The organism is Planctomicrobium aquicomposti, from assembly GCF_051466325.1.
Taxonomy (GTDB): Bacteria; Planctomycetota; Planctomycetia; order Planctomycetales; family Planctomycetaceae; genus Planctomicrobium.
In genome coordinates this window covers 3,119,628-3,142,328 of record NZ_CP195792.1, presented here as the reverse complement: position 1 = coordinate 3,142,328, position 22,701 = coordinate 3,119,628, and the positions used below count along the sequence as shown (strand labels likewise).

At 59.2% G+C, this 22,701-nt stretch carries 17 protein-coding genes; 13 read left to right on the top strand and 4 right to left on the bottom strand.

All coding sequences use genetic code 11. The features are described 5' to 3' along the window. The first annotated feature begins 48 nt into the window (after positions 1–48). The 4 genes from SH664x_RS12150 to SH664x_RS12135 all read left to right on the top strand — a co-directional run bounded on the left by SH664x_RS12150 (position 49) and on the right by SH664x_RS12135 (position 4,592). Complete coding sequence (locus SH664x_RS12150) at positions 49–1,296, top strand: ABC transporter substrate-binding protein (RefSeq protein ID WP_437201258.1); 1,248 nt, start codon at positions 49–51, stop codon at positions 1,294–1,296. Further along, complete coding sequence (locus SH664x_RS12145) at positions 1,296–2,351, top strand: FecCD family ABC transporter permease (protein ID WP_437201257.1); 1,056 nt, start codon at positions 1,296–1,298, stop codon at positions 2,349–2,351. The genes SH664x_RS12150 and SH664x_RS12145 overlap by 1 nt, the downstream gene beginning before the upstream one ends. Further along, positions 2,348–3,121: an ABC transporter ATP-binding protein gene (locus SH664x_RS12140; RefSeq protein WP_437201256.1), complete on the top strand. Its 774-nt coding sequence runs from the start codon at positions 2,348–2,350 to the stop codon at positions 3,119–3,121. Before SH664x_RS12145 ends, SH664x_RS12140 begins: the two co-directional genes overlap by 4 nt. A gap of 169 nt (positions 3,122–3,290) precedes the next feature. Continuing rightward, positions 3,291–4,592 carry an MFS transporter gene (locus SH664x_RS12135; RefSeq protein ID WP_437201254.1) on the top strand — a complete coding sequence of 434 codons (1,302 nt, stop codon included), beginning with the start codon at positions 3,291–3,293 and terminating at the stop codon, positions 4,590–4,592. On the opposite strand, the gene SH664x_RS12130 is transcribed toward SH664x_RS12135, so the two are convergent. Next, a complete protein-coding gene (locus tag SH664x_RS12130) occupies positions 4,586–5,287 on the bottom strand; it encodes a hypothetical protein (protein ID WP_437201252.1) in 702 nt (233 codons plus the stop codon). The genes SH664x_RS12135 and SH664x_RS12130 overlap by 7 nt on opposite strands. Before the next feature lie 8 nt (positions 5,288–5,295). Beyond that, the gene (locus tag SH664x_RS12125; RefSeq protein WP_437201250.1) at positions 5,296–5,940 is read right to left on the bottom strand and encodes a hypothetical protein; all 645 of its coding nucleotides are present in this window, start codon (positions 5,938–5,940) and stop codon (positions 5,296–5,298) included. A 604-nt stretch (positions 5,941–6,544) separates the two neighbouring features. Between SH664x_RS12125 and SH664x_RS12120 the strand changes: the two genes are divergently transcribed. The 9 genes from SH664x_RS12120 (at position 6,545) to SH664x_RS12080 (ending at position 19,798) form a co-directional block, all read left to right on the top strand. Then, entirely contained in the window at positions 6,545–7,942 is a 1,398-nt protein-coding gene (locus SH664x_RS12120; RefSeq protein WP_437201248.1) for a sigma-54-dependent transcriptional regulator, read from the top strand. 1,545 nt (positions 7,943–9,487) lie between these two features. Further along, complete coding sequence (locus tag SH664x_RS12115) at positions 9,488–11,575, top strand: sigma 54-interacting transcriptional regulator (protein ID WP_437201246.1); 2,088 nt, start codon at positions 9,488–9,490, stop codon at positions 11,573–11,575. Between the two features lie 256 nt (positions 11,576–11,831). Then, positions 11,832–12,722: a TIGR01777 family oxidoreductase gene (locus SH664x_RS12110; protein ID WP_437201244.1), complete on the top strand. Its 891-nt coding sequence runs from the start codon at positions 11,832–11,834 to the stop codon at positions 12,720–12,722. Between the two features lie 223 nt (positions 12,723–12,945). Continuing rightward, the gene (locus SH664x_RS12105) at positions 12,946–14,103 is read left to right on the top strand and encodes a DUF4185 domain-containing protein (RefSeq protein ID WP_437201242.1); all 1,158 of its coding nucleotides are present in this window, start codon (positions 12,946–12,948) and stop codon (positions 14,101–14,103) included. A gap of 241 nt (positions 14,104–14,344) precedes the next feature. Continuing rightward, on the top strand, positions 14,345–15,544 hold the full coding sequence (locus SH664x_RS12100) for a Gfo/Idh/MocA family protein (RefSeq protein WP_437201240.1): 1,200 nt from the start codon (positions 14,345–14,347) through the stop codon (positions 15,542–15,544). Positions 15,545–15,786: 242 nt separating this feature from the next. Beyond that, entirely contained in the window at positions 15,787–16,122 is a 336-nt protein-coding gene (locus tag SH664x_RS12095) for a DUF3467 domain-containing protein (protein ID WP_437201239.1), read from the top strand. Between the two features lie 213 nt (positions 16,123–16,335). After that, complete coding sequence (locus tag SH664x_RS12090; protein WP_437201237.1) at positions 16,336–17,052, top strand: DUF3467 domain-containing protein; 717 nt, start codon at positions 16,336–16,338, stop codon at positions 17,050–17,052. Positions 17,053–17,284: 232 nt separating this feature from the next. Further along, positions 17,285–17,815, top strand: coding sequence for a molybdopterin adenylyltransferase (gene mog / locus SH664x_RS12085; protein ID WP_437201235.1), 531 nt, complete (start codon positions 17,285–17,287; stop codon positions 17,813–17,815). Positions 17,816–18,448: 633 nt separating this feature from the next. Further along, complete coding sequence (locus SH664x_RS12080) at positions 18,449–19,798, top strand: DEAD/DEAH box helicase (RefSeq protein WP_437201234.1); 1,350 nt, start codon at positions 18,449–18,451, stop codon at positions 19,796–19,798. 190 nt (positions 19,799–19,988) lie between these two features. Here SH664x_RS12080 and SH664x_RS12075 read toward each other — a convergent pair whose 3' ends face one another. Continuing rightward, a complete protein-coding gene (locus SH664x_RS12075; RefSeq protein WP_437201233.1) occupies positions 19,989–20,306 on the bottom strand; it encodes a hypothetical protein in 318 nt (105 codons plus the stop codon). 560 nt (positions 20,307–20,866) lie between these two features. Beyond that, positions 20,867–22,450, bottom strand: a complete 1,584-nt coding sequence (pckA, locus tag SH664x_RS12070; protein ID WP_437201232.1) for a phosphoenolpyruvate carboxykinase (ATP) — start codon at positions 22,448–22,450, stop codon at positions 20,867–20,869. Positions 22,451–22,701: the final 251 nt, after the last annotated feature.

Here is a 22,701-nt window from a genome sequence, read left to right as displayed (position 1 = left end):
CAGCATCGCTCCCGCAGTTCTTTCCTGCCTGTTGTTCACCGGTGTGGCTTGCAACGCAAATCGCTGATCACGTTCAGTCTGCTGTGGGCCGTTGCGGGGCTGGTTCTCCTCGGCGGCCTTTCGCTCCGTACCCATTTACGAAGCGACGACAACAACGTTTCGCCGGAACTGAACACGGCTGTGGTTGACGGTTCCCAGCCGTCTGGAACCGTCCGTGGCAAGCACCTGTCCGATGGGAACTCCAGGCAGGTGACAGATCTGGCGGGCCGTCAGGTCAATGTGCCGCAGGAGGTGCACCGTGTGGTGCTTATGCGGGGGATGGGGCTCTATGACCTCTCAGCATTGCTGGGAGATGAGACTGCTGACAGGCTGGTCGGTTGGGACTCCTCGCTGCAGTCCAACGACCGGGACGCGTATGAACGATTCACAGAGCGGTTTCCCCGGCTGAAAGAGATCCCCCTGCTGGGAGACTCGCTGCGGAATGGTGTCAGTGCGGAGGCAATCCTCGCCCTGCAGCCGGATCTGATTATCGGTGGGACTTATATGCTGGGGCAGACTCAAGCGCTCGAGCAACTGGAACGGGCCGGTGTGCCGATCGTCTATCTCAGTTCGGATGACCCGCTGCGCGATCCTCAAGCCAGTCTGTTGTTGCTGGGGGAAGTTTTTCACAGGTTAGAGAGGGCCCGGGAGATCGTCGACTGGGTCAACCGCGAACTGGCGACCGTCCTGGAGCCGATGCAGCAACTCACGGGGCCCGTGTGCTCAATCTATGTGGAGGCCGGAAACTTTGGAGCGGAGAAGTACGGCAACACCTTCGGCAGCAATCAACAGCAGCAGCGGGTGCATTGGGGGAGTCTGCTGCATCAGCTGCGCTGCGACAACATTGGAGAGAACGTTTCCGGACCATTTGGAATGGGAGTCATTCAGCCGGAATATCTGCTGACCCGTGACCCGGAGGTGATTGTCATCACCGGTGCCTGCTGGACCGCAATTCCTGAAAGCCTGCATCTGGGGTACGGCGCCGATCGCACGACCGCCGTTCATAGACTGAGCCGGTTTGCAGACCGCCCCGGATGGTCCGACCTGCGGGCGGTGCAGACCGGGCGACTCTACGGTTTGAACACCCGGCTGGGGAGCCATATCATGAGCTTTGTCGCTGTGCAGCAGTTGGCACAGTGGCTTTATCCCGCTGCATTTCCGGGGATCAACCCCCAACGAAGCCTGCAGGAGTTTCATGAACGCTTTATGCCGATCCCCTTCAGCGGCCAATGGATGGTCGAACTGAAAGCCCCCTGATGCTGCAGGCTTCCACCCGTGATGCTGGGGCGGACTACCAGCGACGAGAATTTCGCAAACTGCTTGCGGTTGCCGCAGTACTCCTGCTGGTGCTCGTGGCGTTCGTGACGGATCTGATGACAGGTCCGGCGGGCCTGACTCCCCGTGAAATCATCTCCGCGATTCTGCATCCCGATGCTGTCGACCGATCCCGACAGGTGATCGTCTGGTCGTTTCGACTCCCGACCGCGTTGCTGGCGATTGCCGTCGGAGCTGCGCTGGGGTTCGCCGGATGCCAGATGCAGACCGTGCTGAACAATCCGTTGGCCAGCCCTTACACGCTCGGTGTCTCTGCCGCGGCTGCATTTGGAGCAGCGCTCGTGATTGTCTGTGGAGTCGGCAGGTCGGGAATCGCTGCCGATCTCTCCATTTCGGGAGGTGCATTTGCGGCGGCGGTCCTCTGCTCTCTGCTCCTGTTCCTCTTTTGTCGAGGGAGAGGAGACTCCGCTGCGACGCTGCTGGTCGGCGGGGTCGCCCTGCATTTTCTCTTCAGCTCGGGGTTGGCGCTACTGCAGTATCTGGCGACCAACGATGCACTGAATGCCATCGTGTTCTGGACCTTCGGCAGTCTGCAGGGAGCCACATGGCCCAAGCTCTCGATACTCGCCGTGGTGCTCTGTGGAACGATGGCGTTGACCGGGCCGCGAATCTGGCAGTTGACGGCGCTGCAACTGGGTGACGAGTCCGCCCGGAGCCTGGGGGTGGATGTCGACCAACTCCGCTTCCGGACAATGTTGCTGGTCTCGGTACTGACCGCCACCGCTGTCTGTTTTACCGGGTCGATCGGCTTTGTCGGTCTCGTCGCTCCACATGTGGCGCGGACTCTCGTTGGCGAGGACCAGCGCTACTTTGTGTTCCTGTCGACGGGGATCGGGGCGTTGCTCGTCTCGCTGGCCGCAGTTCTGTGCAAGACACTTGTTCCGGGGACAGTGTTTCCGATTGGTATCGTGACCGCCGGGATTGGTGCTCCCGTTTTCGCAGCACTCGCCTTCTGGCAGCGGAAGGGGCGGGAATGAAACTGCAAGCCCGGGAAATGTCGTTCAGCTATGGGGTGCAACCGGTTCTCCGGCAGATCAACCTGACGCTGCCCCACGGGATGACCGCACTCGTCGGCCCGAATGCAGCGGGAAAGTCAACACTGCTCAAATGTCTGAGCGGACTGCTGACCCCGACGGGCGCAGTGAACTTCAACGGACAGCACCTCGCGAATCTCAGCCGTGAAAACCGTGCCCGCCTCCTCAGCTACCTGCCGCAGGCGGATCTTTCTCGCGGTGGGCTGACGGTGTTTGAAACCGTTCTGCTTGGTCGGCTGCATGACTTGAGCTGGCGGGTTTCGGCCGGGGAGATCGCACGCGTGCAGACACTTCTGGATGAGTTTTCACTGACCGCTGTGGCTGGCCGACGGATGGGCGAATTGAGTGGGGGCCAGAGTCAGCTTGTGGCCCTCGCGCAGGCCCTGATCCGGGAGCCCTCCGTCCTACTGCTGGATGAGCCGACATCGAATCTGGATCTGCGTCATCAGTTTGAAGTTTGTGAGCGACTCTGCCAGCTCACCCGTTCACGTGGCCTCACGACAATCCTCTCGCTTCACGATCTGAATCTGGCGGCGCGATTTGCGGACTCGGTGGTCGTTCTGCATCGGGGGAGTGTCTATGCGACCGGCACTCCCGCTGAGGTGTTGACAGTCCGAACGTTGCTCGAGGTCTACGGCGTGGCGGCTGACGTGTCAGTTGACTCTGCCGGACGGCCGCATGTGACGGTGCTCGGCCCCAGTGAGGAACGTTAAACTTCGCTGAGAGCATTTCATTGTGGACGGCCCCTCGGAGTTGTGCTGTCTCGCCGTTGATGCTCGTGAAGCGCGCGGAAGAAAACAACAAAGAGAACTGGGAACGGGGCGCCGCGGTCCTGCAGTCGCATGGAAAGCAGCCTGCGAACTTCCGGGATAAAAGTTGACCATGATCTTCCGATTCTATCTGTATTCCATCTTCAAAAACCTGCGGTTCGCGGACCCGTTTCTGGTCCTCTATTTTCTCGATCTGGAACTGTCCTATTCCAAGATTGGACTTCTCCTGGGATTACAGCATCTGGCGACAGTGTTGCTGGAGTTTCCCTCGGGCATTCTGGCGGACGGCTGGGGCCGTTGCCGCGCCACGAGTCTCTGTTTTGTTTTTTACTGTCTTTCGTTCGCCGGTTTTGCCGCGACGGGGACGATGCCTGCCATCCCGTTGATGACCTGGCTGAGCGTTTGCCTGGCACTTTTCGCCCTGGGAGAAGCGCTGCGGACGGGAAGTCACAAGGCGATCATGCTCGATTACCTCGACTCCCGAGGGGAATCGCAGCGGGCGACTTCGCTGCTTGGGCGGACACGGGCTGTCTCGAAATACACATCAGCAGGAGCCGCACTGAGTGGTGGACTGATTCTCTCGTGGTCGCGGGAATACTCGCTGCTGTTTGCGCTTTCAGCGGTCGCTGCCTTCTGTGGCTGTGTGCTGATGCTCACGTATCCCCGTGAACTCGAGGGAGATGCCTGGCGTGCGCGCCAGCACTCTCCGCAGCAACGTCAGCCGAGTCCCGGCTGGTCGCCCCGGTTGATGTGGCAACATCCGGAGTTCTGGCCGTTGTTCCTGCAGTCGGTCGCCTTTGAAAGTCAGCTGAAGATCGTGCTGAAATACTTTTCACAGCCATTTCTGAAAGCGGGATTGGCCGCGCTGGGAATTCCGATCATCGCATCGAGCGGCGCGACAGGAGCAGAACGGCTGGGCGCGGTCTGGGTCGGCACCAACGAGTTCCTGCGGGATCTCTGTGGAGGCGTGGGAGCGCGCGTCAGCTCTGCTGTCGAACGCTGGTTTCCCAATGCCCCCGCTGCACTGAACCGGATCTACGGACTGGGGATCATCGGGATTCTGAGTCTGGCCCTCTGTTCGTTCGCCATGCCCTGGGGACTGTTGCCCGGACTGATTGCACTGGTGCTGCTGACAGTTTTGCAGAACATCCGCCGCCCGATTTTTGTCAGCACACTCAATACCCGCATGGAGAAAACACAACGGGCCTCGGTCCTCTCACTGGAGAGTGTGTGCCGCGCCGTCACTGTCGCCTGTCTGTTGCCGATCGTTGGTCGGGCAGCAGACTGTTTCGGGTTGATTGCCGTCTGGGGGATCGCCAGCCTGATGCTGGCACTGGGGCTCTTCGCCAGACTGAATCCTGCAGAATCCGGAGCTCTCGCCACTCCGCCGGCCCCTGTGCCGGATCATCAGTAGGCGGTCGGCAGGGCATAAGGCTGAAACGCCAGAACTTCGTGAGCGGACTCGGGGCGGTAATGATTGTTCATCAACATCCAGGAACCATCCTCCGGCTGTTCCTGATCCCACCACCGGCGGACGGCACGCAGCATCAAGCGCCAACCTTCCGCATGCGCCGGGGCGTCACGATGGAAAGAGCCGAAACCCATCTTCACCAGTTCGCCCGGCCGCAACTGTTGCCGTGTTAATGTTCCGTGGGCGATCTTGTATTCAATCGCGAGATTGTAGAGCACCTGCTGTGGCTGGCCCAAAGGATAATCGGGGAGTTCCACTTCCCCGGTGATGTACTCCGTCAATGAGACATTGCCGAAGACGCAGATGATCGTCTCGCGTCGTCGGACCCCTTCGTCCGCGTGCTGGTAATCGGGGCCCGTTCCATCCGGACGACCTGGCATCAGGTCGCAATGCCAACCGAGAAACTGGTGGAGCGGATACCAGCCGGGCCGCAGCCACGCGAGCTTCGAGCGGATGGTCAGTTGCGGGTCGGCCTGCCAGGACTGCGGAAGATGTTCGACGAATGCCCGGGTGGCCGCACCTCCCAGTCGCAGTGCTTCCTCCCGGTTCGCGCGGAACAGATTGCGTTCTTCGGCCAACTCCGATTGCGGAACGTCCGGCGCGAGAGCGATGGTTTCGAACTGGGAGTGAAAGATCATCGTGCAGCCTACAGGTTGGTGGCATTCCGGATGCCGTTGACCAGCGGCCGGGGATCGTGTCGAGTGGCTCTGATCCAGAACTGAAATCCGCTGGTGGTCGCGGGGCGGAAACGATGGAATGCTCCCCAACCGTACTGGTAAAGCGTTGCGGCAGGAACTTTCAGTTCGTGCAGTCGCCCCTCCCTGAGCAGCGTTTGCAGCCGCTCATGCCGTTGTGCGATCTCAGTCAGACTGCAGGGACGGTCAGAGAGTTCCGACTCGGCGGCGACCCCAGACAGAAACGTTAACCCCTCTCCTCCCCAGCAACAGGCCAGATGCTCTGCTTCGCGACGACAGTTCGTCGCGCCCGCGATGCCATCGGTGCGTCCGGGAAAAGGCTCATGAAACCAGTGCAATAAACCCTGCCGGAACCCGCGACCGAGCCAGACCAGAGTCGAGTCGATGACCAGCGGAACGCTCGTCCATTCGGGAGGGAGTGCCTGCAGGAAGAGGCGGGTGAGGGGGCCAGCCGTTTCCTGAGCAAACTCCAACCCGGCTGCAAACAAGGGAATCTCACCACGCGGATCCGCATTATCGGCCGTCAGTCGATCAAGGCAGGTGACCGTGGGACGGGGATGGCTCACAGCACTGCCCTGTTGATCGACATGACCCATTGTTTCAAGGATCTCATTTCTGTCCGGCGGGGACGTTCTCTGCTTCGACCGCTCCCCGGCTGGGGAGACGTCAGATCGTACGCGGTGAGGTCCGCTTTTCAATCTCTCCAGGGGGATCGTTCGGGACGGTCTGCACAGGAATCTGACAATATTTCGTTGAGAGCGGTGGACCGGAAAGCAGCATTTCGCTGCGATCCTGCCTCTCCTTCCGGGATTCGTCGCTGGTGACCGGACACCACATTTCTGTTTAAAAAATGTTGCCCCTGTGCATCCATGACGTAAGGTTGCGTACCCTCAATGCAACATGGTTCCCGGCAACAGGCGGGATCGGTGTGGTCAACGGCAGGAGCCGGAAATCACAACTGGCAAACGGTTTCAGATTGCCTTCGATCCCGCGCGGCTCCCTCTGAACAGGGTTGTCGCTTTCAACGGAGCACAGCTGCCTCGCGCTCACTCCCCGGAGCGCGGCGTTGCGGCTGCGCGGATGCTCTCCGCACCTCCGGGATGTCGAGTTCGTTTTGCACCTATTTTCAGGTTCCTCCACGCGAGGAACTGCCGGGTCCCCCGTGGCGAAAGTCGACGCATGACTAGAGAAAAAAGTCCGATGAACAACCAGGGATCACTGCTGGTTGTGGATGATGACCGCCATATCTGCGACGCGATGGCCGATTACCTGCGGAGTCTGGGACATCGGACAGAAACGGCGCAGACCTGTCGCGAGGCGATTGAACGCATTAAGGAATTCAAATTCCATGCGGTGATCTGTGACGTCAACCTGCCCGACCAGGATGGGTTCCATCTGCTCGAATGGGTCACCAGCAACAATCTCGATACCGCGGTGATCATGCTCACCGGGTACGGCACCATTGAAAGTGCTGTCGAGGCGATTCGTATTGGTGCTTTCGACTATCTGACGAAGCCGGTCATCGACGATGAACTGAATTTCGCCATTCAGCGGGCACTGGGGCAGCGCAAGATTGTCGAAGAAAACAAACAGCTCAAGGAGCGGTTGGACGAGAAGTTCGGCCTGTCCAACATCATTGGCCGTGACTACAAGATGGCCAAGATGTTCGATCTGATTGAGAGCGTGGCCGACACCCGCACCACGATTCTGATTCTGGGCGAAAACGGGACCGGGAAAACGATCACGGCTCGCGCCATTCACCAGCTGAGTTCGCGTCGGGACAAGCCTTTCGTGGAAGTCGCCTGTGGCGCATTACCCGATACGCTGCTCGAAAGTGAATTGTTCGGGCACGTCAAAGGAGCGTTTACCGGAGCCACCCAGGATAAGCCCGGCAAGTTTCTGCAGGCCAACGGCGGGACAATTTTCCTCGACGAGATCGGCACCGCCAGTCCCAGCCTGCAGGTGAAATTGCTGCGAGTCCTGCAGGACCGTGAATTTGAACCGGTCGGCGGAAACACCACGCATAAAGTGGACGTGCGGCTGATTCTGGCCACTAACGAGAATCTGGAAGCACGTGTCCGGAGCGGTGAATTCCGTCAGGACCTGTTCTACCGGATCAACGTGATTCAGATCACACAGCCACCGCTCCGTGAGCGACTCGGCGACATCCCACTGCTGGTGAGCCACTACCTGGCTGAATTCAACAGCCAGACAGGCAAGAAAATCAAAGGTTTTGATGACCATGCCATGCAGTTGCTGCAGCGGTACAACTGGCCGGGAAATGTTCGTGAACTGGTGAACGTTGTCGAACGGGCCATCGTGCTGACGAAGTCGGACATTGTCACCGTCAATGACCTTCCGGAGCATCTGCGTCGCGATGAAAGCACCAGCTCCTTCTCGCTCAACCGCCTGCCGACCGGCAGCGGGCTGAAGTCGGCTCTGGCCGACCCGGAGCGACAGATCATCATCGATGCTCTGGAACAGAACGGCTGGAATCGGCAGGAGACAGCACGACTGCTCGGGATCAACCGCACCACGCTCTACAAGAAGATGAAGAAGTACGAGATCTCCTACGAGGGACAGGTGCAGATGTATTGAGCAGGTTGCCCAAGCCTGCTCCGAAAACCCCGCTTGCTTTCATGCCCGGCCGTGGGTGACGAGCACGGAGCAATCCGCAACTCAAACGCTCTCAATGCCAGGATCGCGTTCGGAAACGTCCGGACGCGATCTTTTTTCTTGCGCGCTGAAGCGAAGCAGCGATTCAAGTGGCCTCTCGAAATGTGCCAACTCTCGCTGCAGAAAGTCAGCCTGCGATCCACCCCGGTCTCCCGGGTTCGAAACCTCCTACGGATTTCCCGCCCGTCAGAGGGCAGGGAGGGGACGGCTCCGGCTTGGTGAGCGCGCGACGTCCCCAAGATCGCAGATGCTGGGGCGGCAGAGCTTTCCCGGGTCCGCTTTCCGTCGTGACCGCTAACAGTTGCACATTCGGAAGTCCGTGGTGTGGCATCTGAAATTTGTTCATGTCCTGGTTCAAGCTTTGGCTGACCTTCAGCGCGAGGTGCGACCCTCGGTTCATTCAGGCGGGGAATTCAGACTCCGTCAGTTTCCTTGGGCAGGAAGTGGGTAGCGACGCAGCAGGTCTGGTGAGGAGAAGTGGGAGACGATTCTTCGAACGCCCAAATCGTGCGCGTGGGTTCGCCCACTGTTCGGTGTCGGTCTGATCCAGCGGCAAAACCGAGAATGGCACCGAGCTGTGGCGATCTGCAGGACTCAATTTGCACTGATCTGTGGCTGGTGTTTCAGATTGCGGTGTCCTCCGTGGGAGTCCCGTTCCCAGAAGACGGTGGGGCGAACCCCAAATTTGACCCCAACCGCAGGAAGAGAAGTCGTGGCAGACGACTTAAGCAGGGCCGAGGGGCAAAAGAAAAAACCCGTCAGCTCCTCTACTGACGGGCTCCGTGTCTCGGGTCGAATAAATGCGGCCGGCAAGTCAGATAAACAAGGTTCCCAGATGAAGTAGACACGGGATAAGCAGGGAATCAATAAAAGGGCTGCCTGAATGAGAGCAAAGGGAGTGCCAGTTGTCAAATGGGGCCAATTTGCGCAGGCCATCTACCCGATTGACCGCATAAATCATGCAAATTTCTAAAAAAAGACCTTGCTCAGTTGCAAACCGGCTGTCTCATAGCAGTGAAGATGAATCGATTTTGAATGGTTCGTTTTGATTCACAATGGTGCATCGAAACGAAACAGGCCGTCCTTTTCGGCGTTCTGGTGCAGAAAAAGGCATCGTTTTCCGCAGTTTCGGCGGGAATCTGCTGAATGGCACCTCATCTGCTATGGGATGCTGCAACAGTTCGGAACACCTCTGTGACGGGGCTGAAAGTTCCGACCAGCTTGTTTGCGGAAATCGAATGTCGGCTTTATTGGGCAAAGCCTGACACCGCGTTCCGGTCTGAGAATCGACAAAACTCCGGATGTTAACCCCCCACGTGACTGATCCATTATTGTTGATTTGAGCTCGAGGGACCCGTACGCGCGGGCCTGACTCCTTCTTTGAAACAGAGGGGCGACGCGATGCAACAATCTGGTCTGGCGCCATCGGACCGGCGCCTGAATCGATGCGGAAGGCAATTTAATTACATGACACCTAACGAAGTGACTCGAGTCGACTCCCAATACCTCCCCACCAATCTCGTCCTGCAGCGCGGCGATGCCCGCCTGGAAGTTATTGACCTGGCCACCACCGCACGGGTAACAATCGGACGCGCTTCCGCGAATGATGTCATCGTGCCTGACGCCAAATGCAGCCGCAATCACTGTGAACTTCATCTGATTGAGGGGGTCTGGCATCTGCGCGACCTCGATAGCCGGAACGGCGTGACCCTGAATGGCGAACGGGTGGAACCGGGAGACCATCCGCTCGTTCTCGGGGACACCATTGGTATCGGCGGACATACGCTCGAACTGAGCGGACCGACGACGATCGATATCCTCGACAATCCCTCGGCAACGAGCACCCTCGGTCACGTCGATGAAGGCTATGCCATCATCGAGCGAAAATCCGGCACTCAATATGATGGGCCCTCGGGGCTGCAACGGACGCAGCGGCAACAGGACGGCGCGACCGCTCTGTTCCGCATCGCCCGCTCCATGGCGACCACATCCACGGAAACCCAGTTGTGCCAGACGGTCCTTGAGGCGCTCTGTGTTCGGACCGCCGCCACACTCGGTGGAATTTTCCTGGTCCCTCACGGCGTGACGGAGCCGAATGTCAACACTTTGGAAGTCGGAGCGGTGCATGGCAACAAGTCGCTGGAGGACTTCTCGACGTTTCTGACCCGAGTCGCCATTGATGACCGTGATGCGATTCTCGCCCATGATATTTCCCAGCATGAGTCGCTGGCAGCTCATGAGAGTCTGCAGGAGCTGCGGGCCGAGTGTGCTATTTGCGCCCCGATCCGGCATGCGAATCGCGTTCTAGGTGTCATCCATCTGTATGGTCTGACACCCAATGCGACCATGACACAGGCGGATCTGGAGTTCGTACTTGCGGTCGGGGACCAGATGGGGGACCAGCTGCAGGCGATGCGCGAACGAGCCGAACTCGAGGAAGGTCTCGATCGGGTGCGGCGACATGTCTCCGATCTGCAGGTCCAGTTGCAGGCGGAAACGGAACTCGTGGGGAACAGCAGAAATCTGGAAGAAGTGCGGCGGGCGATTGCTCGTGTCGCCCCGACCGATGCCCTCGTGCTGATCCGCGGTGAAAGCGGCGTCGGCAAGGAACTGGTCGCACGGGCCGTGCATTTCAACAGCCAGCGCCGGGAAGGTCCGTTCGTCTGCGTCAACTGCGCCGCCCTGACCGCCAGTCTGCTGGAAAGCGAATTGTTCGGCCATGAGAAAGGTGCTTTCACCGGGGCTTCAGCCCGTCGTGCCGGGAAGTTTGAACAGGCGCATGGTGGGACGATCTTCCTCGATGAGATCGGGGAAATGAGCCCTGAGGTGCAAGCCAAGTTTCTACGGGTTCTCGAAGGTCAGCCGTTTGAACGGGTGGGGGGAGGAGAACCGATCTCCGTTGATGTCCGGGTGGTGACCGCCACCAACCGGAATCTGGAGGAGGCCGTGCGTGAACGACAGTTCCGCCGCGATCTCTTCTTCCGTCTGCAGGTGATCGAGATTGTTGTCCCTCCCCTGAGAGAGCATCCTGAGGACGTCCCGGCTATCGCGGAGCATTTCGTCCAGCGATTCGCGGAACAGGCGCACCGGAAAGTGCGCGGGTTCAATGCGGCCGCTCTGCAGAAGCTGCAACGCCACGACTGGCCCGGAAACGTGCGCGAGCTGCGGAACGTGGTGGAGCGGGCGGTGATTCTTGCCGACGGCGACATTCTCGGGCCGGAAGATGTGGTCCTGACCAAGCTCAATCTGGAACAGGAACATGCCCCTCCAGTTGCTGCGGCTCCGGCAGCTGCGGAACCCCAGAACATGATGGGCGAAACCTCCATTGATCCGCTGCTCGACCTGTGGGGAAGTCTGGTGCAGCAGAACATCAGCCTTGATGATATCGACCGACTGTATATTGAAGCGGTCCTCAAGGTCACGGAGTGGAACAAGTCGAAGGCGTCGCGAATTCTGCAGATCGAGCGTACGACTCTGGACCGCCGCTTGAAGAAGTACGGGCTCGGTCGTCCGAACGGAGAAGATGACACCGACGACGAGACCTCCAGCCTGTGATGTTTCGCCCCGTTCGATATCGAAGTTCAATGGCCGCCCCGGTGATCCGCGTGGCGGCTTTTTTCGTGACTATCGCACCGAGGGCGCGGCGTCTGCCGGCCCCCTTCCCCTCCGAGGGAGATTCGTGTTGTCAGCTCCGTTTTTCTTCCCACGCACGATCATCACGCGATATGCTCAGCGCTAGTGACGCGCGCGGGATTCGCCGAAGGGCGCTCAGGCAGACTGCAAGTAATGCGTTCAGAATAAGAGGAACACAATGCGGGTCTTCATTACCGGTGCAACTGGGTTGGTGGGGAACGAACTGGTGCCGTTGTTGAAGTCTGCCGGACACGAGGTGGTGAAACTGGTCCGCAGGCCGTCACAAGGGAGCGATGAGCGGACCTGGGACCCACAGGCTTCTCACCTGCCTGAGATGACGCTTGCCGGCTGCGAGGCGTTGATTCACCTTTCAGGAGAGAACGTGGCTGCCGCGCGCTGGAGCGCGGAACAGAAACGCAAGATCCGCGAAAGCCGCGTAATGAGCACGCAATTACTGGCGCGGGCGATTGCCGGAATGGAGTTCCCGCCGCGGGTCTGGGTGGCATCGTCGGCCACTGGGTACTACGGGGACCGGGGTGATGAACTGCTGACAGAAGAGAGTCCTCCCGGAACCGGATTCTTGAGTGAAGTCTGCCGCGAGTGGGAGGCGGCGACGGCGTTGGCAGAGGATCGGACCCGCGTCGTCCACCTGCGCACCGGGATTGTTCTCTCTCGTCAGGGAGGGGCTCTCAAGAAGTTGCTGCTCCCCTTCAAGCTGGGGCTGGGGGGCATCATTGGCGATGGCGAACAGTATTGGAGCTGGATCGCCATTCAGGATCTGGCGCGGCTCTTTCAGTTCGCGCTGGAGGATGAGACTCTCCGTGGCCCGGTCAACGGTGTCTCGCCGCAGCCGACGACAAATCGCGAGTTCACGAAGGCGGTCGGCAAGGTGCTGTCCCGTCCGACCATCTTCCCGCTGCCGGCGTTTGTGGCCCGCATACTCTTTGGAGAAATGGGGGATGCATTGCTTCTCGCCAGCGCACGGGTGATGCCGGCTGCCGCCACCAGTCATCATTATAATTTTCTTTATCCTGATATCGGCAAAGCTTTAATCGCTCAGGGTTTATAGCGGGGTTGGCGTTCGGCTAGACTGACAGATCCCTCGCGCCGAATGGGTCTCGGTGTGACTGTCCAGCAGCCTTCAGCCGCGAACTGCCAACATGCCACCGACTACACAACCGACAGTGTCGACAGCACTCCGTTCCGGCTCCACTGTTCTTCGTGGGCACGCTCGTTCGGTCGGAAGAATCGCTCCGCAGTGTGCGCGGATCATGCAACGTGTGGGGCTCTTGATGCTCCTCACGCAGATGTGGAATGGTCTTCCGGTTGCCCTGGCCGCACCACCCCAAAAGAAGTCGCTCCGTGAAACCCCCGCGACCGGGGCGACAGAAACTGTCGGGGGCCGGCAGGCCAATCGACTTCCCTGGCAAGTGGACCAGCACCCTCCCAGTGATCTGATTGAGGGGATCAGCTTTGACTTCACCACCCGAAGGATCGAAGGGTTGGGAAGCGACCTCTGGCCGATCACCTGGGCGGCCGATGGAGAGCTGTACACGACGTATGGAGATGGAGCCGGCTTCAATGTGCTGAACGTCGGTGAATCCAACGGGAAGGATCGAGTCTCCGTGGGAGTCTCGAGAATCACCGGCGGCCCTGATGACTATCGGGCTGTGAATGTCTGGGGAGGAAAGCAGGCCGAACACCCCGCCACGTTCAAGGGAAAAGGGACCGGAATTCTGTCTGTGGACGGAGTCCTCTTCATGTTCATCGGAGGGCCCGATTCGCTCTGCATTTATGAAACGGGCCCAGCCGTTTCGTACGATCAGGGAAAGAGCTGGACAAAGGCGGACTGGCACTGGACCGACAAAGATGGCATCTTTGCAGGGAATTTCTGCAACTTCGGACGGGACTACGCCAGCGCACGCGATCATTACGTCTATGTCTACTTCACGCGGATCCAGTCGCCTCCGGAATCGAGAAGGTCATGGATTCATGAGACGCCCGGTATGGTCGATCTGGCACGGGTTCCTAAAGACAAAATCCTCGAGCAGAACGCCTATGAGTGGTTCGCTGGAATCACGGAAGACCATCAGCCTCGTTGGACATCACGGATCACCGAGCGGCAGCCGGCGTTTGAAGACCCCAACGGGATCAAGATCGTCAGTGTCTCCTGTAACTTGCCCCTGAAACGCTATCTGCTCGTTTACAATCCCTATAACAATGCCGGCAACTTCGGCTGCTTTGAAGCCACAGAACCGTGGGGACCCTGGAAGCGAGTCGCCTACCTGCAAGGCGAGCCTGAGTTCCACCCGCCCAATTCCAACTGGCGGGTGAGTCTGTTCCACTTTGTTCCCAAGTGGTGGAGTGCGGACGGCCGCGAGTTCACGCTCATTTACAATGTGGGTGATGACCAGTGGAACACGGTCCGCGGGAAGTTGCAGCTTAAATGACCTGAGAGAGGTCCGCATCTCCTTCTTTGCCCTCTGACTGCTTTCAGGGGCAGGTTGACCTTTCCGGGGACGGCGCAGCGAGCTTTTTGCGTGATCGAAAAGCATCGCTTCACGCGCGGGGACCGGTCCGGTTCAAATCGGAATTTCGCAGGACAGGCGAGCCGTTGCATTTCTGAGGTTGCACCCTCATATTTTGCACAGCACATCAACCATCCAGCCTGTCGCGGGGGATACAGTCAGCATGGACCACATCAACGGCAAACTGAATCGCAAGCTGAAAATGGCTTTGATCGGCGGAGGCCAGGGCTCGTTTATCGGCCGGGTTCACAATGTCGCCGCCATCCTCGATAACCGTGCCGAACTGGTCGCGGGAGCACTCTCCTCCACACCGGAAAAATCGAAAGCCTCTGCCCCGTTCTACGATATTCGTCCCGAGCGGGCGTACGGCTCGTTTGAGGAACTTCTTGACGAAGAGCTGAAGCTCCCGGAAGGAGACCGGATCGACTTCATCACGATTGCCACTCCGAACCATACCCACTTTCCGATTGCCCGGGCGGCTGTGGAACGGGGAATCAACGTCTGCTGCGACAAGCCGATGACCTTCAATCTCGGCGAGGCGGAAGAGCTGATCAAACTGGTCGAGAAGTCGGGGGTCGTCTTTGCGGTGACCCACAATTACACCGGCTATCCCCTGGTGCGGCAGGCGCGGGAGATGATCCGGAATGGCGAACTGGGGGAGATTCAGGCGGTCCGCAGCAAGTATCTGCAGGGGTGGCTCCGGACGCAGCTCGAGAAAGAAGGATCGAAACAGGCGGAGTGGCGGGTCGATCCGAAGAAGTCGGGGGCAGCCGGCGCGTTTGGTGACATCGGCACGCACTCCTATAACCTCATTCGTTATGTCACGGGGCTGATTCCCGATCAGGTCTCGTGCAATCTGAAGGTTTTCGAGCCGGGCCGTCGTCTCGACGATTACGGCCATGCCGTCATCCGCTTCGGCAACGGCGGATTGGGGACGGTGACCGCCAGCCAGATTTCTCATGGACATGAGAATGATCTGTCGATTGAAGTCGACGGCACGAAGGGATCGCTGTCGTGGCGACAGGAAGAGCCGAACGCGTTGATCGTCCGTCGCAACGGCGAACCGACCCGCATCTATACTCGCGATCCGAATGCACCGTATCTGCACGATCTCGCCAAGGCGTCTTGCCGGCTTCCGGGGGGCCATCCTGAAGCGTTTTTCGAGGCCTTTGCCAACGTCTATCGGTTTGCCTACGACGACATGATCAAGCGGGCCAGCGGTGAGAAGTTCGACTACGCCGGCTCGGTCTATCCGAATGTCTATGATGGCATCGACGGAATGTTCTTCATTCAGCAGTGCGTCGCCAGCAGTCAGGATGGAGGAGCGTGGCTGACCTTGAAGCATCCGGCGCAGCGTCATTGAGTCGGTTCGACAGAACATGTGGACCACTGAGCGGACGGCAGTTTTCGCGAGAGCGGCCACCGGACTCCCCTGAATCCGGGCCGTTGACGGTTCCTCGCTTGCTGGCGGGAGTCGGCTCATGGTATAGGGGCGGCAGTGCGAACCAACATCGATGAATGGACATCGGTTGAGGTAAGTTTCATCACGGGTGACGTCGACGGGCGTTTGCTCCGGGGCAACATCAAAACGCAGGGAAATCGATCATGGCAGAGACAATCAAGAACGAGCCGGCCGCGCAGGAAAATCAGCAGGTACGTCTGGAGCTGGACGATTCCAACGTGGATGCTCTGTACGCAAACCTCTGCCGGGTCTCGAGCACGCCGGAAGAAGTGATTCTCGACCTCGCACTCAATCCCAATCCGATGGGACAGCCGGTTCAGAAGCTCAAAGTGACTCAGCGCGTGATCCTCAACCACTTCACCGCCAAGCGTCTGGCAGCGCTGCTGGCAGCCACGGTGCAGCGTCATGAGCAGGCTTTCGGCCGGGTGGAAACGGACGTGCGCAAACGTCTGGTTTCCGAACAGGGAATTGCGGAATAGTAACGACGCCTGCTCGCCCCGAGAGTGGCACGAAGAGGAAGGATCGTCGCGAATCCGGTCTCTCTTCTGCCGGGGCTTCCTGACGGGCAGCAGGACCAGTGACAATTTCGCTGCCTGCTGACATTCTTCGAATGGGAGCCCGTCGACAATTGGTCGCCGGGTTCCTCTTTCATTCATGGCTGTCTTATCTGGTTCTCAGAGGATCACTCGCCCATGTCCCCACCCCCTGATGATTCACCCGCTGATGATTCACCCGACTGGGGAGACGCGGCCGGCAATGAAGAGTCTCTCCCGGTTCAGGGACAGGTCCGCCACAACAACCTCAGCGCCCGGGTTCCGGAAGAAGTCGGCCAGGGTGTCTTCAGCAACGGGGTGATGATCCTGACGGGGGCTTTTGAAGTCGTCCTCGACTTCGCCTTGCGACTGGGAGAGCAACAGCGGATTTGTGCCCGCGTGATCCTGCCGCATGTGGTGGCTCATCAGTTTGTAAGTGCCCTGCAGGAAAACATCCGCAACTTCGAAATGAGATTCGGCCCGCTGCCGCAGATGCCCAAGCCCCTGCCCGAGCGCCGGAGCGAAACCCCGACCCCGCTGCCCGCTGAAGAGTCTCCGGCTTCCAGCGCGCCGGCTCTCCCGGGGGGGGCTGCACATCCGGAAAACCAGCCGCAGCAGACATCGCCCGCATTTCATATTGAAGACATTTACCACGAGCTGAAACTCGCCGACTCCATGCTGAGCGGCCGGTATGCGAACGCGGTTCTCATTCGGCATTCCCCCACCGAGTTCTGTTTCGACTTCATCACTAACGTCTATCCACGCTCCGCCGTTTCAGCCCGCGTCTTTCTGGCGACCCCACATATCGTTCCGTTTCTCCGTTCGCTCAGCCATTCCCTGACGCCTCCCCCGACGACACCGGGGCCCCCCGTCTGATGCTGTTGGTCGGGTGTCCGTTTCTTTCCTCGACGAATGGTGTCGAGCGGTCACCCACGTCTGTGGAATGCTCAAGTTGATGATTTTCAGAAGTCCGGCAAACTCGTTCACCCGGAACTGGACCTGCGACCCCTGGGCAGTGTGAGTTGCGCTCGATCAAAGCGACAACGCCGAGTGGCGAGAACGGGTCCTTCCCAACTCAAAACGCTCTTTGGTGATCGTGAGGAATGTCATGACAGCCCGGATCGGTATCGTGACGGTTTCAGATCGGGCCAGTCGAGGGGAGTATGAGGACCGCGGCGGACCTGCGATTCAGGATTATTTCCGTGACGTGCTGGCCACCGCGTGGGAACCTGTCGTACGTGTCATCCCCGATGAACGCCCGCTGATTGAGGAGGTTCTGAGAGAACTGAGCGACGACGCTGGCTGTGCGCTGGTCGTGACGACGGGAGGAACGGGACCTGCGCCGCGTGACATCACTCCCGAAGCGACCGCTGCCGTCTGCGAAAAAATGATGCCCGGTTTCGGAGAGCTGATGCGGAAAGTCTCTCTCGAAAAAGTGGCAACCGCCATCCTGTCGCGTCAGACAGCAGGGATTCGGGGAAAAACTCTCATCGTCAATCTGCCGGGGCAACCGAAGGCCATCCGTGAATGTCTCGATGCGGTGATGCCCGCGGTTCCGTATTGCGTGGATCTCATTGGCGGTCCGTTCCTGGAAACCGTGCCCGAACGAGTCATCGCCTTTCGTCCGAAGAAGTCTTAATCGTGTGAGTGGAGACCTGAAGACACTCTGGTACAAGCTTCTGCTTCCCCGCATTCAACGTTTTCCGACAGAAAGTCCACCTGCCGGCAGTTTTTGTGCGGCGACCCCCAACGGAGGGACTCTTCCCTGCAATCGCCCGGCGAAGCAGTCAGGGCAGAACCGGAATTCCTCAATTGTCGGTTTCCCCCTTGCCGCGTGAGCTTCCCCCGATTACACTTCCGTCTGCTGAGCACTTGACGGATCGTAGATCCGGCACTTCAGTTGCCTCGACTCGGTTGGATTCGCTTGATCGTCTCTTAACCGCGAAATGGCCCAACCGTCGCGAAACCATTGTTTCGCAGCTCTGCAACTGGCTCCTCCCCGAAGCCTCCTTGTCAATGAAATTGGCGATCGAGGAACGTTCGCGGAAGCCAACATTTTCCGGTGGAATCAGGCTGTCAATCTCTGCGCAGAGATTGCGGACCGATGACCGCTGGTGGCTGCTTCACCTGGGTCAGGCAAGCAGCGATCCCGATGTCCGCCTGACCCTCCGCCGCGCGAAAGCCGTCTGCGGATTTGTCCTCCCGTGGCAGCCATTGACTTCCTCAGTGCTGAGGTTTCGTATCCGGGCTGCGCGTCTCATAAGGTTTTGCTTTGAATCCTACGACTTTTTCTGATCTCAATCTGCTCCCCGCGATCCAACGTGCACTCGCTGATGCGAAATACACGCATCCGACTCCCATTCAGGCTCAGGCCATTCCGCATCTGCTGGACGAAAAAGACCTTCTCGGCTCGGCCCAGACAGGAACCGGAAAGACCGCTGCGTTCGCTCTGCCGATTCTGAACCGTCTCGGCAAGGCCAATCGCCGCAGTGTTCCGCATGCCCCCCGCGTGCTGGTCCTCTCCCCCACCCGTGAACTCGCTGCCCAGATCGGCGAAAGCTTTGAAGCCTATGGTCGCCACCTGCATGTCCGTCACACCGTTGTGTTTGGTGGTGTCGGACAGGGCCGCCAGGTGCGGGCACTCCAGAAGGGTGTCCACATCCTCGTCGCTACTCCTGGCCGTCTGCTCGACCTGATGAACCAGGGCTTTATTGACCTCGACCAGTTGGAAGTGTTCGTGCTCGATGAAGCCGATCGCATGCTGGACATGGGGTTCCTGCCGGATCTCAAGCGGATTATTTCCCAGCTGCCCGAGAAGCGGCATTCGCTGTTCTTCTCCGCCACGATGACGGGAAAAATTGCCGAACTCGCCAACTCTCTGCTGCGTGATCCCGTTCGCGTGGAAGTGACTCCCGAGAAGCCGACCGTGGAGAAGATTGAACAGCAGGTGCTTTTTATCCAGCAGGCAGAAAAGGGAGCGATGCTCACTAAAGTGTTGCAGGGGCCGGATGTCGGTAAAGCCATCGTCTTCACCCGCACCAAACGGGGTGCGGACAAGCTGGCTCAGCAACTGCACTTCAGCGGTATTCGTGCTGAGGCCATTCACGGCAACAAGTCACAGAACGCCCGGACGAAAACTCTCGACATGTTCCGGTCGAGCCGGCTGCAGGTTCTGGTGGCGACCGATCTCGCCGCTCGCGGAATCGATGTCGACGGTTTGACCCACGTCATCAACTTCGATCTTCCGCTGGAAGCGGAATGCTATGTCCATCGCATCGGCCGGACCGGCCGGGCCGGGGCCAGTGGAATCGCACTCACCTTCTGTGATTCCAGCGAACGGGGTCTGCTGCGGGGCATTGAACGGCTGATTCGTCAAGCGGTGCCGGTTCATCCGGAACACCCTGACCGTCGCCCCTCCAACGGAGGGGAAGAACGACCGGCCCGTGGTCGTCGAGGCCGTCCGTCTTACGGTCGTCCGGGTCAGCCCAAGGGGCAAGGTCGGCGTCCGGCGGGACCGGGTCGTCGTCCTGGCAGTGGCGCCGGCAGTAAGGGACCGGGGCGTCGTCCGGGCAATGGTGGCGGCAAGCGGCCTGCTCGCCAGCCGTCAGCTTCGTCGACCTGATCGGTGAATGAAAAATGAAGCAAGCCGGTCGGGGATTTAGGCTTTCCCCGCCGGCTTGTTCATTTTGCTGACAGGCCATTCGTTGCGGACGCTCACTTCGGGACTGTGAGGGGCGAACGGAATGCGTGGCCTCAATTCCAGCAGCACCCGTTGACCTCGTGAACCGAGGTACTGTCAAGGTTTAGCTAGTTTACGGTTTCTGGGCTTCAATTTCGTCGGCCTTCCGTTCGCCAGCTTTTTCGATTGCGTCGGCCTTGCGCTCACCTGCGTTCTCGATGGCATCAGCAGCTCGTTCCGCCTTTTCCGTTTTGGCATTCCCAAACACATCGCGTCCTGCAGCATCGCGAACCGTTTCCGCCGCGTTCTGCGTTTCATCGCGAACCGCATCCGCTTTATTCTGGCTCTGTTCGCGGACGTTATCCGCAGCGCGATCGGCGGGAGATTTTTCACATCCCACCAAGGCGATTCCCAGCAAGGTGACAACCGCGGACATTCTGAAGATCTTCATTGCAATTCCCCTGTAAGAGTAACTCAATGTCGCAGTGCCCGATAAAGCGACTGAAACTGCGACGAAGCATCCGCTTCGCCCGGGTGCCGAGAAGCTCGCGCAGCTGCCGGGATGATCTCACTCTGTTCGGAGCGGGTGGAACCGCGAATGACGTGCCAAGCGGCCAAAACGCGCTTCGGCGGCCTGTGCTATAAGGAAAAATGGGTGATTCGTGAACAGATCGCCCCCGTCGCTGCACGCTCAGCAACCAAGAGTCGAGATCCACAAAGGCGGAATTCCAGTCAGGGGCACCGCCTCTGGGACCGAAATTGCGGAAGGCGCTTTCTCTTCCGTCACCGCGCCGACTGAGCGCGGAGGGGGATGAGCCGATCGCGACGCGGGACAGCCTGGAGGCGGCAGACCAGGCGTTCAATTGATGATCGTTCCTGACCAACCGCTCCCTGCCACCGGCGTGAAGGCGAGAGCATTTTGTTTTTGATCTGCCCGTTCTTGCCACGTGGAACGGAGCATTTCATCGCACGAAACGCGTGCTGTGCGGGCACCGGCAAGAGCAACCTGCTCTAGACAGGTCCCGCGGAGATCACTTCCTTCGTGACGCCATCGGCGTACTTGCTGAAGTTCTCGCGGAAACGCCGCGACAGATCGGCCGCCATGGCGTCGTAGGCAGCCGGGTCTTTCCAGGTTGTCCGAGGATTCAGGATCTCGGTCGGAACGCCGGGACAGCTCGTGACCATCTCCAGTCCAAATGTGGGATGTCGCTCGCGAGTGGCGTCAGCCAGTCTGCCTGAATAGACCGCATTCAGAATCGCGCGCGTATACTTCAGGGAGATTCGCTGACCTTCGCCATAGGCTCCCCCCGTCCAACCGGTGTTCACCAGCCAGACTTGGCTCCGATGTTCGCGGATCTTCTTTGACAGCAGTCGGGCATACACGCCCGGATGCCAGACCAGAAACGGTCCGCCGAAGCAAGGCGAGAACGTTGCCTGCGGCTCGGTCACCCCCATCTCCGTCCCGGCGATCTTGGCGGTGTAGCCACTGATGAAGTGATACTCGGCCTGTTCAGGAGAGAGCCGCGAGACCGGGGGAAGTACCCCGAACGCATCGCACGTGAGGAAGATGACGTGGTTCGGATGCCCGGCCACGCAGGGGATCTGAGCGTTCTCGATGAACTCGATCGGATACGCCCCTCGCGTGTTTTCGGTAATGGACGTATCGCCGAAGTCCACATGGTGTCGGGCCTTGTCATACACCACATTCTCCAGCACCGCACCAAACCGCAGGGCGTCGAAGATCTGCGGCTCGGCTTCGCGTGTCAGGTAGACCGCCTTGGCGTAACAGCCCCCTTCGATATTGAAGATGCCGGTATCGCTCCAGCAGTGTTCATCATCCCCCACCAGCTTGCGGGCCGGATCGGCAGAGAGTGTGGTCTTTCCGGTCCCGGAAAGGCCGAACAACACCGCGGATGTCTGCGTCTCCGGATCGGCCGTCGCGGAGCAGTGCATGGAGAGAATGTTCTGCTTGGGCATGGCATAGTTCATGTAGGTGAACACGGCCTTCTTCATCTCCCCCGCGTAGTCGGTGCCCAGCAGGACCACTTCGCGGTGTTCGATGCTGAGGTCGACACTGGTCTTGGAAGTCATGCCCGAAGTGTAGCGGTTGGCGGGGAATCCGCCGGCATTCAGAATGACGAGGTCCGGCTCGCCGAACTGTTCCAGCTCGGCATCGGTCGGTCTGATCAGCATGTTGATCATGAAGAGCGCGTGGTAGGGTCGCGCGCAAACAACCCGGACTTTGATGCGGGTTGCGGGATCCCAGCCGGCGAAGCCGTCCACACAGTAAAGCCGCTCCTTGGTGTTCAGGTAGTCGACCGCCCGTTCACGATTCACCATGAACGAACGCTCTTCCAGCGGGAAGTTGACAGGTCCCCACCAGATGTCCTGCTCGGAATCCGGATGCTTCACAATCCGTTTATCTTTCGGAGATCGCCCCGTCTTTTCTCCCGAGTGGGCAATCAATGCACCGGTGTCGGAAATCGCTGCGTGGGACTCGTGTCGGATCGATTCTTCGTAGAGTGTTGCCGGAGATGGATTACGCAGCACATGACTGACGGTCAGACCATGAACAGCCAAACTGAATTCGGACATTCCAGATTGTTCCTTCGTGATGCAGCGGGTGCGTGCCCGGGAATTTTGCCCGTCCCCCTCTGGTTTCGCGGATGAGATTCCTCCTGCGGGTGTCGCAGGCTTCCCCTCCAGAGTGCAGAACCGGGTATATCGCCTGATCGAGTTTTCGCATGTGCCGACGAATTTGAAAAGTCGGTTTGCCGACAATCGAAAATCAATGCGCAGATTCGGCGAGATGACTGCGCTCGTTCTGAATCCGTCCCGTGAGGGGG